15 protein-coding genes and 2 pseudogenes are annotated in these 13,160 nt (G+C 41.5%); 8 read left to right on the forward strand and 9 right to left on the reverse strand.

Annotated features, from left to right (window positions below; all coding sequences use genetic code 11):
• The 3 genes from F6K57_RS17820 to F6K57_RS17830 form a co-directional block, all read left to right on the forward strand.
• The coding region (locus F6K57_RS17820; RefSeq protein WP_293069621.1) for an AAA family ATPase at positions 1-1,378 on the forward strand (1,378 nt) is incomplete at its 5' end.
• Positions 1,379-1,384: 6 nt separating this feature from the next.
• Complete coding sequence (locus tag F6K57_RS17825) at positions 1,385-1,837, forward strand: hypothetical protein (protein WP_293069623.1); 453 nt, start codon at positions 1,385-1,387, stop codon at positions 1,835-1,837.
• 131 nt (positions 1,838-1,968) lie between these two features.
• Positions 1,969-2,277 carry a DNA adenine methylase gene (locus tag F6K57_RS17830; protein ID WP_293069625.1) on the forward strand — a complete coding sequence of 103 codons (309 nt, stop codon included), beginning with the start codon at positions 1,969-1,971 and terminating at the stop codon, positions 2,275-2,277.
• Here F6K57_RS17830 and F6K57_RS17835 read toward each other — a convergent pair.
• From F6K57_RS17835 to F6K57_RS17850, 4 genes are all read right to left on the reverse strand, one after another.
• The gene (locus tag F6K57_RS17835; protein ID WP_293069662.1) at positions 2,199-2,447 is read right to left on the reverse strand and encodes a hypothetical protein; all 249 of its coding nucleotides are present in this window, start codon (positions 2,445-2,447) and stop codon (positions 2,199-2,201) included. The genes F6K57_RS17830 and F6K57_RS17835 overlap by 79 nt on opposite strands.
• Entirely contained in the window at positions 2,416-2,754 is a 339-nt protein-coding gene (locus F6K57_RS17840; protein WP_070395690.1) for a hypothetical protein, read from the reverse strand. Before F6K57_RS17840 ends, F6K57_RS17835 begins: the two co-directional genes overlap by 32 nt.
• Positions 2,755-3,160: 406 nt before the next feature.
• On the reverse strand, positions 3,161-3,592 hold the full coding sequence (locus tag F6K57_RS17845; RefSeq protein WP_293069627.1) for a hypothetical protein: 432 nt from the start codon (positions 3,590-3,592) through the stop codon (positions 3,161-3,163).
• Between the two features lie 801 nt (positions 3,593-4,393).
• Complete coding sequence (locus tag F6K57_RS17850) at positions 4,394-4,729, reverse strand: XisI protein (protein WP_293069629.1); 336 nt, start codon at positions 4,727-4,729, stop codon at positions 4,394-4,396.
• Positions 4,730-5,099: 370 nt separating this feature from the next.
• On the opposite strand from F6K57_RS17850, the gene F6K57_RS17855 reads away from it, so the two are divergent.
• Positions 5,100-5,741, forward strand: a complete 642-nt coding sequence (locus tag F6K57_RS17855; protein ID WP_293026920.1) for an LON peptidase substrate-binding domain-containing protein — start codon at positions 5,100-5,102, stop codon at positions 5,739-5,741.
• Positions 5,742-5,750: 9 nt separating this feature from the next.
• Positions 5,751-5,903 (forward strand): hypothetical protein, encoded by a 153-nt coding sequence (locus F6K57_RS17860; protein ID WP_293036581.1) that lies wholly within the window; start codon positions 5,751-5,753, stop codon positions 5,901-5,903.
• On the opposite strand, the gene pheA is transcribed toward F6K57_RS17860, so the two are convergent.
• Positions 5,900-6,760 carry a prephenate dehydratase gene (pheA, locus tag F6K57_RS17865; protein ID WP_293069631.1) on the reverse strand — a complete coding sequence of 287 codons (861 nt, stop codon included), beginning with the start codon at positions 6,758-6,760 and terminating at the stop codon, positions 5,900-5,902. The two genes, F6K57_RS17860 and pheA, sit on opposite strands and share 4 nt — an antisense overlap.
• Before the next feature lie 593 nt (positions 6,761-7,353).
• On the opposite strand from pheA, the pseudogene F6K57_RS42045 reads away from it, so the two are divergent.
• Positions 7,354-8,361: pseudogene (locus F6K57_RS42045) on the forward strand (cobalamin biosynthesis protein); the annotation flags it as partial.
• On the opposite strand, the gene F6K57_RS42050 reads toward F6K57_RS42045, so the two are convergent.
• Positions 8,356-8,484 carry a pentapeptide repeat-containing protein gene (locus F6K57_RS42050; RefSeq protein ID WP_364303417.1) on the reverse strand — a complete coding sequence of 43 codons (129 nt, stop codon included), beginning with the start codon at positions 8,482-8,484 and terminating at the stop codon, positions 8,356-8,358. The pseudogene F6K57_RS42045 and the gene F6K57_RS42050 overlap by 6 nt on opposite strands.
• Before the next feature lie 357 nt (positions 8,485-8,841).
• Between F6K57_RS42050 and cobJ the strand changes: the two are divergent.
• Positions 8,842-9,573 (forward strand): annotated as a pseudogene (gene cobJ / locus F6K57_RS42055) (precorrin-3B C(17)-methyltransferase); the annotation flags it as partial.
• A 95-nt stretch (positions 9,574-9,668) separates the two neighbouring features.
• Here cobJ and F6K57_RS17875 read toward each other — a convergent pair.
• Positions 9,669-10,085, reverse strand: coding sequence for a hypothetical protein (locus F6K57_RS17875; protein ID WP_293069633.1), 417 nt, complete (start codon positions 10,083-10,085; stop codon positions 9,669-9,671).
• A gap of 397 nt (positions 10,086-10,482) precedes the next feature.
• On the opposite strand from F6K57_RS17875, the gene F6K57_RS17880 reads away from it, so the two are divergent.
• On the forward strand, positions 10,483-11,328 hold the full coding sequence (locus tag F6K57_RS17880; RefSeq protein WP_293069666.1) for an alpha/beta fold hydrolase: 846 nt from the start codon (positions 10,483-10,485) through the stop codon (positions 11,326-11,328).
• Positions 11,329-11,349: 21 nt separating this feature from the next.
• Here F6K57_RS17880 and F6K57_RS17885 read toward each other — a convergent pair whose 3' ends face one another.
• Together F6K57_RS17885 and F6K57_RS17890 are read right to left on the reverse strand one after the other, a co-directional pair.
• Entirely contained in the window at positions 11,350-11,556 is a 207-nt protein-coding gene (locus F6K57_RS17885) for a DUF433 domain-containing protein (RefSeq protein WP_293069635.1), read from the reverse strand.
• Positions 11,557-11,726: 170 nt separating this feature from the next.
• The gene (locus F6K57_RS17890; protein WP_293026931.1) at positions 11,727-12,344 is read right to left on the reverse strand and encodes a hypothetical protein; all 618 of its coding nucleotides are present in this window, start codon (positions 12,342-12,344) and stop codon (positions 11,727-11,729) included.
• Between the last annotated feature and the right edge of the window lie 816 nt (positions 12,345-13,160).

The following is a 13,160-nucleotide window of genomic DNA, read 5'->3' on the forward strand; positions in this document are numbered from 1 at the left end:
TAAAAATTTTGCTGGTATCGAGGAACTAGAGATTGAGGTTAAACGAATCAATATCGTGATTGGACCTCAAGCTAGTGGCAAAAGTGTATGTGCTAAACTTCTTTTTTACTTTAAAAACTTTGTTTGGGAAATTTTAGATACAGTAGAAAATGAACAAACTCAACTTGATCTAGATTATAGTTACTCTCAAACTTTTCAAGAGTACTTTCCACCAGATTCCTGGGGAGAATATGATTTCTGTATTAAGTATGAAATATCTAATGTTTTTATTGAAATTACCAGAAGTAAAGAGAATAAAAACAAAATCAATCTTAATTACTCAGAGTTTTTAAAAAATTTAAAAGGAGAGCTATTAGAGAAACTAAATAATTTCGATAGAGAACGAGATTTAATCAATCTTTTGATAGAAATTCAAAATAATTTAATAGAAGCAAATATCCTAAAATATGATGATATAACTTCTTTATTAAAGGATATTGACCTCTTCTTAAAAAGAACAAAAAAAAATCCAGAAAGTAATAAAACTATAATAAAAAAATTATTTTCAAGAGAATATTTAATAGAATTATTGAGGAGTTCATTATGCGATGATGCAGCTTATACCCAGCTTTTTATTCCTGCTGGTCGCTCTTTCTTTGCTAATCTCAAAAGTAGTATATTTTCTTTGATGTCTAAGAAGACCGTTATCGATCCATTTCTGATCGAGTTTGGTTCCACTTATGAAAGTATAAAAGCTTTGAATGGGAGAATCATCAAAGAAACTGAAGATATAAACAAAAAAAAGATAAACGATGAAATCGACACGCTGATCAATAAAATTTTATGTGGAGAACATATAGAGGAAGAAGGCGAAGATTTTGTGAAGATGGCAGATGGAAGACGGATTAGTATTGCTAACTCTTCTTCTGGTCAGCAAGAAACATTTCCCCTGATGATTATACTTTCAGCATTACCTTTTTTAGTTGATGCTAGTTCGGCTGGACAAACTGTTTATATTGAGGAACCAGAAGCTCATCTATTTCCAAGCGCACAACGAAACATGGTTGAGTTAATCGCCTGTGTTTTTAATTCTGATCGGGAAAAACTTCAATTCTTTATCACCACCCATAGTCCTTACATCCTAACTTCAATTAATAATCTGATTCAAGCTGGTATTCTCTATCAAGAATCTAGCCAGGATGTCTTACCTAAATTAGAAAAAATCCTTCCTAGGTATAAAGCCCTGAGGACTTCTGATTTATCAGCCTATGTCCTAGAAAATGGCAAGGCTAAAAAAATTTTAGACGACAAAGAGACAGGTCTGATCAATGCCAATCTTATTGACGGTGTTTCTGATGAGCTAGCGATTGAATTTGATGAACTTTTGGACTTAGCGTGAGTATTTATGAAACGTTTCCCAGATTGTGAGGAATATAAAGATGACAATGAAATCGTATTAAAGGAAAACAAAAGTAAACTAACTTTTGAGAATTCCAAGCAATATCAAATAAGAATAATTAAAGTTGATGGCTGCCCTATCCTAGATAAGGAGGGTAAGCGCTGTGATTATGCTCTTGTTTGTAGTAACGTAGAAATTTATGTAGAGTTGAAAGGAAGTAAGATTGCCCATGCAGTTGAGCAGATAGAATCGACGATTAAGTTACTTTCAGATAACCCACAAACAATCAAAAAGCTGTGCTTTGTAGTTTTTACTCGCTTTGGCCTACCCAAAGGAAGAACGAATATACAAATTATAAAAAGTAAGTTTAATAAGAAATATAATGCTACTTTAATAGTTGAGAAAACTCCATTTACTTATGATTTAAGTAATATCACCATCAAGAAAAAAAGTAGGTAAGCCTAGGCTTATGCTTCTTTTTCTTGACTTTCTTGAGAGTAAAGTCACTGTATGCTACTTCAGTCTCCTGATTTTGAGCGTAACTGTTAGAGCTGTGTCTATTTTATAGGGAAGTCTGAAGAAAGGTGACAATGACTCAACTTGAGCTATTTAATACTGCCTCTCTCACCAGTCCTAAAAAAGTCATAAATGTAGCTAGTGTCCCCCAACGTAGCCCATTTCGCTATGCTGGTGGTAAAACTTGGCTAATACCCCAAATTCGCCAATGGTTGTATAATAAAGGTGGTACAGATAAGGAACTTTTTGAACCTTTTGCTGGTGGAGATCGTGAAACCCGCGAATGTAGAATGAACAGGAATCTTTATAACTCCGATGCTGAAAGTCGCCCTTCCATTGGCTCGTATTCATCTTCCAACAGCCAAGTTTGGGTTTCATCATAGGTTGCTCCAGTAAACACAACCTTGTAATTCTCAGCAGGATCGTACACACGACAACTACCTGATGAATTACCGAGTAACAGCAGGATGTAGGGAGGGGATAGCATGGGGTCAATCCAAACTTCAGCGAAATCCCACTCACTATTGGCTGGGTCGAGTACGGGGAATAACATGGTATTGGTTTTTTCCATCAATTTTCACCTCTCCATAAAACAAGGGAGTGCTTGGGCTACCATCGGGGCTGATTCTGTAACCAATTGAATCAGCGAAGAACAAACCGTAACGCTCATATCCTCGTATGACTCCGGTAAACTCTCCTGTCTCTATGATGGCTTGAGCAACTCTTTCCATTGTGGCTTGATTGTTAAAAACATGAGCCGATCGGCCTCGCCTGAGTAACCGCTGTACTTGTGGTGTGCCAGGTAGATGCTTGGCAATGTGTCTAGAATCCAGAAAAATCTCACGATCGATGCCACTCATACACTAGAAAGATCGAGTGTTTTGATCATACCAAATTTATGGTATCGAGCAAGACCACAAAACCCCCTCAACTGCAGCAGACAAAAACCTCTCCTTGAGACTAGAAATACATCAGCAACTTTCGGGATGACTGATCGCCTCCACCCCCTAGAGCATCTGCTGTGATAAATGGTTAGGAAACCAAGCAACCTCAAAAATTCCAGCACTTTTGTGCTTAGCAGACTAACCGTCAATTAATGATGGGTTACGCTATCACTAACCCATCCTACTGGACTTACTGATTACTGACGGCTTTGAGGTCTGGGGGTGCTACTTAAGATCGTATTGGTTTTCTCCATGCTTGATTGAATGTTCAGCAACAATCGGAGATTAAACGGTTTATGGAATTCTCCCATCAAGCTTTAGTCTAAACTCCAGTTCTACGATACGGCTTGCTTGCATTACCTTGAAGACTTTGCATCTCTTCTTGAACAGTTATTCCAATTTGGATAGCTTCATTGAATAACCGACCATATTCACTCGATTGCTCACTCAGCTTTAGAATCTGTAAAGGTTCTAAATTGACGGCAAAACTATTTGAAGTGAAATCTGGATTTTCTCTGAATATTTTTTCGAGTTTTAAGGCAGCAATTAAATCAGCTCTAATAATTGTCAGAGCTTCAATCACTTTTTCTTTATTTTCCAATCTATCTAAACCAACTGAACGCCCAGCCTGATCCAAGGCGTCAACTCCTTCAACAAGAGAATTAAAGTTTTTCACTGATTTATATAATCTCTTGAGATGCCTGAATTTATGGTAACCTTTTTTAGCCTCTTTAATTAAAGTATTAATTAACAAAAAAGTAATTATTAAAGAAGTTGAATCTACTAAAAATTTAAAAAATGCACTAAAATCATGGTTATCAATAAAGACTTCAGTGCATAAAACAATAAAAATAATTAATACAATAATAATAAAAAATAATATGTAAAAATAATCAGTTGTTTATGATACTTTTTATCATAAACTAACTCAAAAACATTTTTTTATAAGTTTGAAGCCTGTAAAACCTCTGTATGGGATATCTTTAGATTTGCAGGGTCATATTTATGCATAAGTACTTGGCAAGTTTTGTCTAAAGTTAACTGTGCAAGCAATCAGGGATCTATAGGAGAGTATCTATATAAAAAATATCAAGAAAAACTCCTGAGAGGGAGCAATTGGAAAAAATAATAGGTAAAAATCAGCTACAATTAGTCAGTGGAGATGAGTCGTCAATCCTACAGAACTGATTTGAGTAACCAACACTGGAAATTAATTCAGCCTTTTTTCCCCTCCCCTAAATCAGAAACAGGAAGAGTAAAAATTTGCTTGGTTAGGTAAACAAAGAGATTTAATTAAGATTATGAGAGACTGCCAGAAGTAAGTTAATCAGTTGCTTATGTGGCACGGATTCCACTAATGTAAAATTCTCTGACTACTTAATAGTCTAGTTATAGAAACTTTCTAGTGTCAAGCTCACTGGCGGTAGAAATATTTCGGCAATGCAACAGATCGCCAGTGCTTCCAGTGCATCGACCCTTCCGATAACTGCAATTTTGTTGCCTGCAAGCCTTTTGTCTGATAACTACGGCAAGGTCTGATGGCAGCGTTACTATATCAAGCGACACCATAATCAGTGTACTGCCGCTTGTAAGGAGCCTGTAAACCCAAGACAATATCTTCTCGTGGAACGCCCATGTCAACTAAATCCTCAGCAGGATTAAGATCTGTAAGATTTTGCTGGAGCCAAATTTTTCCGTCTTTGATATCTAAATGAACGATAGAACGGTAAATTCGATTCAAATCTTCCCAACCCACATTCATCCACTGATAATGATCCCGAAGAGTGTCAAAAATTAGTTGTACTTCCACCTCATCATTAGAAATATCATCCTTGGCGTAGTCGTTCAGTAATCTCTGAACGTACTCGCGGTATTGAGCTACTTTCTCCATTCCACAATCACCTCTTTCGCTGAATCATACACAATTATCAAGACCTGATACTGTTGTATACCAGCATGCTTTAGCGTAAAGATCCGCTGTAAGAGTTGGAAGTTATAGCACTAGGCATTAATATGTTTGACATTTCTAAACTCCGAAACCTAATCCTAGCTTACTTTTGACTTCTGACTTTTAACTTCTGACTTGCGCGTAGCGCTATATCACTGCTATTGCTGACAAGCTCAAGCCTACACTCCCCTACCCTCGTGAGTGTAGCTATGTCACTACAAAAGACTACAGGACGAATTATGCCTTGGAGTGTCAAACACAAAATCCGTTACAGTATGTAAATAAGCGAAGTTACCTTTTTAACCCAGGCACAATGGTATCCTCTTCCTCGATAGCTGTCAGAGAACTCCCCATCTTTCCCCTACCTGAAGTCGTTTTATTTCCTGGACGCCCTCTGCCGTTACACATTTTTGAATTTCGCTACCGAATCATGATGAACACGATTTTGGAGAGCGATCGCAGATTTGGTGTCTTAATGTGGGATCCTGTAAAACAGGAACCAGCTACAGTTGGCTGTTGCGCTGAAATTATTCACTTTCAGCGTCTTCCCGATGACCGGATGAAAATAGTAACGTTAGGTCAGCAGCGGTTTCGGGTCTTAGAGTACGTTCGTGAAAAGCCCTATCGGGTTGGACTAGTGGAATGGATTGAAGACCAGCCACCCGCTGAAGACCTCAGACCAAAGGCAAAAGAGGTGGCACAGTTATTGCGGGATGTTGTGCGTCTTTCCGCGAAGTTGACCAACCAGAAAATTGAGCTACCAGAAGACCTGCCCGATCTACCGATTGAGTTGTCTTACTGGGTTGCTAGCAATCTGTACGGTGTAGCCTTAGAACAACAGGCACTTTTAGAGACCCTGGACACCGCACAACGTCTAGAACGGGAAACAGAAATTCTCACTTCAACTCGCAATCACTTAGCAGCACGCACTGTACTCAAAGATGCATTGACTTAAGCTTTATCTATGAGGTACACAGGATTTTTTGCCAGATCCGCTGCTCTCGACTCCCGACTCCCGACTCCCGACTCCCGACTCCCTACTTCCATTAACCCAGAACGAAAGTACCTCACCCAATTAGTAACTGCTATAACAGTTTTGTTCACGGTTGACGGTTAACTGTTGAAAGTCAAATTATCAACATTTATGAGGGTGTAGCTGCCAAAAATCTTGAGGATTTCCTGATCAGGAATTATTTCCTCAAGAGCAGCTTTAAATAATGGTGCATAGAGATCTGATTCCAGTTCAATAAAGAATATGTACTCACCAAGTAATCGCTTGGTGGGACGAGACTCAATCCGACTTAAATTAATGCCTCGACGGGCAAATACCTGGAGTGGTTTAGACAATGATCCAGGTATATTAGCAGGAGGACTAAATGCTAAGGAGGTATGACTACCTCCAGGAGATGGCTTTAAACTCAGCACCCAAAATCGAGTGAAATTATCGGGATAGTCATTAATGTTAGATGCGAGTACTGGTAGAGTATAAAGCTTTGCTGCTCGTTCAGATGCGATCGCTGCTGCATTGTGATCTTTGTCCAAAAACTGTAGCGCTTCAGTAGTGGAGTTGGTAGGTACCAGTTGCACTGATGGCAGAAACTGCTCTAACCACCGCTGACACTGAGCCAGGGCTTGGGGATGGGAATAAACCGTTTTAATTTCTGCTATGGTTGATGCCCGTGACATCAGACAATGTCTGATTGGCAAAACCAGAGCCTGTTGGATTTGGAGCTGATCTAGTTGCCAAAGCCGATCTAGTGTCATGGCGACACTGCCTTCAATGGAATTCTCTACAGGTACCACTGCTAGATCAACTTGTTGGTTAGCTACTGATTGTAAGGTTTGGCCAATGCTGGGATAAGGACACAAGAGGGATTGTTGACCCTGTTGTTTCTGGAGTCGCTCAGCATAAGCTGTGGCAGCGGCTTCTGTATAAGTTCCTGGTGGTCCGAGATAGGCAATAGAAACTGACATAATAGACAATATAATTTGAGTTGTGAACAGAATCGTTTAGGGAAGGGCAAGAGGCAAGAGGCAAGAGGAACCCACCCCTAACCCCTCCCAGGAGGGGAAGGCAAGAGGCAAGAGGCAAGAGGCAAGAGGAACCCACCCCTAACCCCTCCCAGGAGGGGAAGGCAAGAGGCAAGAGGCAAGAGGCAAGAGTTAATCAACTATATAATAGTAATTTTTGGTAATATCAAAAACTGTAATCCTTGTCTTGATGCAGTCGCTATGATAATTTTTTGGTGTGATCATAAATCAGGATTGGATTTGATGATATAGTTGGAAATGCTATCTAGGTTATGGGAGTTTAATTGTAATAAAATAATCAATAATAAATTAGAATTAGATCAGATTTTTATGTGCTTTGTATTGCTCAAGAAGTAAACTGTAAAATATTGAAAAAAATAGCCCAAGTTCGTCATTATATCAGTTGTTATTAGCCTGGGTATTTTTATGCTGGTTTGGGAATCGAGGAACCGATAAACAGCAAGCGCGAATATTCTATTTTAAGAGTAAAGCTGGGTATCTTAAGTGTGCCCTAGGTAAGGTCTATTTCTTTCATGATGGCATCGGTTTTTGAAAATTTCCAACCCCTAGCTGCGATCGCTACCACTCCTACTGGGGCTCAAATCCTGCAACCCCTCTGTCAAACTACTGGTGGAACCCTTTGGGTACCTAATTCTCTGAGCACCCTAGAACAGGTTGCTGTCTACAAGGGTTCCCTCAAAGACCACATTGCCTCCCTCTGGCCAAACCACCGTGCCTTGGTGTTTTGTTTGGCAGCTGGAGCAGTGGTGCGCTTAATTGCTCCTTTGTTAACGGATAAATCCAGTGATCCAGCGGTGGTGGTGGTTGATCAAGGGGGAGGTTTTGTAATTAGTTTGTGTAGTGGTCATCAAGGGGGAGCAGATCAACTGACACGGTTAATTGCGTCCCAACTGGACTCAACGCCTATTTTAACGGGAGCAGCAGCAGATTTAGGTCTACCTGGAGTTGATGTCTTAGGTATTCCCTTTGGCTGGTATCGGGGAGAAGGGGATTGGACTAGAGTAAGTGCTGTGGTTGCCCGTGGGGAAATAGTACAGGTAATTCAAGAGGCTGGTTCCACTCTTTGGCAAGCTCATCTTAGAGATGGACATCCTTTCTATTTCGGATTTCCAGACAATCGCGCTACAACTGAATCCGAGTCGATCTCACCCAAAGCCAGGATTTGGATTAGTGCCACCCAACAGCAATTTTCCCCAGAATCGGATTTAGCAAACGTGCAGTGGTATCCACGGGTACTGTGGTTGGGAATTGGTTGTGAGCGAGGGACATCGAAGCAGTTGATTGAAATGGCGATTCGGCAGACCTGTGAGGGTTATGGTCTATCAGAAAATGCGATCGCAGGAATTGCGACTATTGACCTGAAAGCCGATGAAGTCGGTATAGTCCAATTGTGCCAAGAGCGCCATTGGCCCTTACGCACTTTCCCAGCTGAGGTACTCCGTTCCGTAACTGTACCCAACCCATCGGATGTGGTGGCGGCAGAAGTTGGTACTCCCAGCGTTGCCGAAGCAGCAGCTCTATGTGGGGCTAGAGGGTTGAAGGTTAGCACGTTGGAGGTTAGCACGTTGGAGGTTAGCACGTTGGAGGTTAGCACGTTGGAGGTTAGCACGTTGGAGGTTGTTCGCGAAGCGTGGCCTTTTGGCCAAGGTTCTAACCTACAACCGACTAACCTTCAATCAACTAACTTACAACCGACTAACCTCCAATCGACTAACTTACAACCGACTAACCTTCAATCGACTAACTTACAACCGACTAACCTTCAACCGACTAACTTACAACCGATTAACGTTCAACCAACTAACCTACAACCAACTAACCTTCAACCGACTAACCTTGGCCAAAAGGCCACGCTTTCGGCAAAGCCGACGCTGCGCGAACGCGAACAACCTTTATTAGTTCCCAAACAAATAGTTAAATCAGCGAATCAAGTAGGAGCAGTAACTGTAGCGATCGCTCAATCCCCAGTAGAATACACTGGACGTATTGGCAAACTGTTGCTAGTTGGTATCGGTCCGGGAAATCTTGACCAAATAACCCCAGCAGCTAAAACAGCTATATCCAGCGCTGATGCTGTGATTGGTTACTCCCTATATATCAATTTAATTGCAACCTTGCGACGTCCAGGACAAATTATCGAAGCATTACCGATTACCCAAGAAACCCAACGAGCAAAACGTGCCATTGAACTGGCTGAGTGGGGATTAACGGTAGCAGTGGTTTCCTCTGGTGACTGCGGTATCTATGGTATGGCGGGGTTAGTGTTAGAAGAATTGCGCTCTAGGGGCTGGGATGGTAAGACACCCGAGGTGCAAGTGTTTCCTGGTATTACAGCGTTACAAGCTGCTGCCTCTCGTGTGGGAGCACCCCTGATGCATGATTTTTGTGCCATTAGTTTGAGTGACCTATTGACCCCTTGGCCAGTAATCGAAAAGCGTCTAGAAGCCTCAGCCGCAGCAGATTTTGTGACTGCGTTGTACAATCCGCGATCGCGTAATCGCACTGAGCAGATTGCGATCGCACAACGGATTTTTCTCAAGCATCGTAAACCTGATACTCCTGTAGCCATTGTGGTTTCCGCCTATCGAGAGGATGAAAAAATCACTCTCACAACTCTTGACAAAATGCTGGAAATACCCATTGATATGCTGACTATGGTGCTGATTGGTAATCAAAGCACTGATATTCATCAGGATTGGATGATTACACCAAGGGGATATCGGATTGAAGGTTGAAGGTTTAAGGTTGTTCGCGTAGCGTGGCCAAAGGCCAAGGTTATTTGGTTGAAGGTTTAAGGTTATTTGGTTGAAAGCAGATTTGGCAAGTTAAATCAGAGAAACAACTCAAACACCTGACGACAGAAATGTTTTAGCTTCTCCCCCACTTCAGCTGATGGCTGACAACTACCGATAATTTGCCAACGCTCCACTGTGGAGAGTCGCCAAGCTTCTCCTTGATGGTTAAAGGCGGTCGCTTCCAAACCAATCAACCGATGAGATTGATCCAAGTGGTCTTTATGAAACCGAATCTGTAACAAAATACTTCGACTTTGGAAGCGTCTACTCCAGCCAGGGAAGTGAAAGCCAATGTCAATAGAGTTAGGATCCACCAGTTCTCGGGTTTCCGGGTCATTTGTCCAAGGCTTGAGGTCAGCCTTGGCATCAGGGAATTCAGACTTAAACAAATTCACAACAGCCGCAATTTTGGTGGTGACTTCTAAGCCGATTGCTTGTTCAGCTGCGTTCACGCCTAATCTCCTATGGTTAACTGCTAGTAACGTAATTTGTATCTTTTTATTACAACCTAATACAAATCTACCCAATTATTTATAAAAATTTATACTTTTGTAGTATAAGTTAAATATTTAATCAAAACTAGAACCAGGTCTTCTGACATGGGGGCATTTCCTATAACTGCCCCGCTTCTCCTACTTCCGTTCCGCTTTAGATAAATCATCCTCCTAAGTTGCCTAAATTACCACTCAGCGGTAAGCTCATATAGCAATCCCAGCTGAAAAGTGGACAGTAACAGTTCTTACTCAAAACTCAGCACTCAGGACTGACGAACTATTTTCAATGGAAGTATTGTTCACAAGTCGATCAGGATTGCCACACGACAAGCAACAGCGTAAAGGCAAAACAACCGTGTCAATCAGTGAACAATCTATAGAAGTCGGGTCTTGGGAATGGTTCTATCGGGAAGCTAAACCAGTTGGGGATAGTAGAGGAGTGCCAGTAATACTTCTTCATGGCTTACCATCCCAGAGTTTTTGCTGGTGTGAGATCATGCCAGATTTAGCTAAAGTAGGCTACGATGCGATCGCACCAGATTGGCTCGGTTCTGGATTATCCGCAAAACCGGACCGGCTTGACTTTCCCTACACACCAGATGCTTTCATTGAAGCCTTAGGCGATTTCCTTAAACACCTCGAAATCGAAAGGTTTTCCTTAGTTGTCCAAGGGTTTCTCGCCTCAGTGGGACTTCAATATGCCTTGCGTCACTCAGACCAGATTGAGCGTCTAGTGATTCTAAATACACCTGTCTCCTCGGCTGCCAAGTTACCCAGCAAAATGCAGCAATGGGGATGGCCATTCATCGGAGATATGTTAACCCAAGACCCCTTGTTAGTTGACCGAACTCTGGAAGGGGGGTCGCGCTATCGCATTGAAGACAACTATTTAGATCTCTATCGCAAGCCCTTTCTGAAAAGTTCCGATCCTGGACGTTCTCTGGTAGCGACTATCAAGAATATCCAGATGAACAAGTGTATGGCAGAAATTGAATCAGGTTTCCGCAACTGGGACAAGCCAACCTTAATTGTTTGGGGACTCAAAGACCCTTGGCTTCCGGTTGAACAAGCTGAGCAATTTGCTAATCAGCTTAAGAATAGGGAATTAGTGAAGCTGGAGGAAGCTGGACATTACCCTCAGGAGCATTGGTCGAAGGAAATTAGTGAAATCCTGGTGCCGTTTCTACGACGGAAAGCTTGAATTGTTTAGTATCCGTGCCAATTAAAGGATGTTGCGATCAGCAGCAAATTCTAGGCAAGCTTTAATGTCTGTTTTGCTCAATTCTGGAAAGTCATCGACAATTTCGGCGTGAGACATACCAGCTGCTAGCCAGCCTAAAACGTCATCAACTGTTATGCGCATCTGTCGAATAAAAGGTTTACCACCTCGCTTATCCGCTTCGATGGTAATAATATTGCGATCGCTCATTTTGCCAATAGGTTCGGTCTTATTAGTCTCATTCTATAGCATACTAATACTGGGCTGCAACGGAAAAAAGCATTAACAACTATAGTGCTGCATCGCTACTCCCTGCTGCAAACCTCCCTGCTCCCATTAACCTACTCCTAGCGGTGCGACCCTAGGGCGATTTACTCGCCCTAGGAGGGGCGCACCGTAGATGACTTCGCAGCTAACTCCACAACAGAGCAAACCGAACCAAATACCTCACTTAAGTCATTAATAGTTACCCTAGAATAATTCTTGGTAAAATGTTTTCCATCCAGCTTTCCAAACTGCCACAACTCAGCATCAGTAACTATTCCATATACCACCAGACTCTCAGTTTTATTTAACTTTTGTGCAGCTACTAATTCTGCCAAACATTGCCCCCAACCTTTCATGAAATCGTTTTGTTTTGCCTCTACAATCAAAATCAGCGGATACTCTATTACGTTTTTACCCAGTTCTGAACGTTTACCAAAAATATAATCTGGTGTTCCCGTTAAAATACTATCTGCATAAATCGATTTATGGCTCCAGATTGAATATTGTTCAACAAACTTTTTACATGCTTCACGTAAAATCGGGTAGATAACGTTTTCACAGCGGGCAGCCTCGGATGAGAAAATATCAAAGTTTTGCCTGCTAAACTCGTAATCTTGAATAAATTGCTCTGGTGGCGAGACAGAAGAAATGGGAAGAAAGTCTTCTTCGGTATAGTTGATTCGATATGCCTTCTGTACTTCGTCAGCAGATTTAAAATCTGTAAATGCCATGATATATAGCAGTTCTCAATTCGGTAAGGTACTTAGGCCCTTAGATTAGGGAGTAGGGAGTAGGGAGTAGGGAGTAGGGAACAGCGGATATGGGAATAGTAAAAAAGATATCCAAGGATTATTTACTATTATAAATCAGATTTGCTTTTATGATAGCTTGGTAAAAGCTATAGTTATAGCAATCCTAAATCAATTGTGATAATTTTTGATGCAATATTCCCTACTCCGGTGATCCGCTGTTCCGGTGATCCGCTGTTCCGGTGATCCGTTGTTCCCTTTGCTATAGAAACTTTTTAATATTATATCTGTACAGCTCATCTACAAGCTTGAGAAAGGCAAACAGCTTTCAGCAGCGTCTACCTAAGCAGATCGTGAATTGATTAGTATTTCGCCAACCAAGATCTTGCTGAAAGTAGTGCTTGGGTCGGTAAGCTTTGACACAATCAGTGGTCAAGCTGCCATATTGAGTATTAAACTTTGCGTTTGATGTGACCAATATTAGGTTATAGTACTTGACCAAAAATTTTGGGTTTAAAGCCCCGTTATTCTAGGACGGCTTTTAAGTAAAGTGTGATAGAATAAACATGTAGCCTAGTACAGGCAGGATTCGTCGGTACTGCCAATTTAAAACAACGACGTAAAGCGATACTAGTACACGAGGAGCGCGCATACCTCGCCAAAACGCATGGATCTTAACAGATACCGAAACCCCAGTAAAATAACCTTTTAAAACTAAACGTACCGTGGGGCACACGGGAACGGGGGAGACCCAACGCTTAGGGAGATAAGCCCACGCTCGTTTAGTTAAATTAGGCT

Source organism: Moorena sp. SIO4A5 (genome assembly GCF_010672005.1).
GTDB lineage: Bacteria > Cyanobacteriota > Cyanobacteriia > Cyanobacteriales > Coleofasciculaceae > Moorena.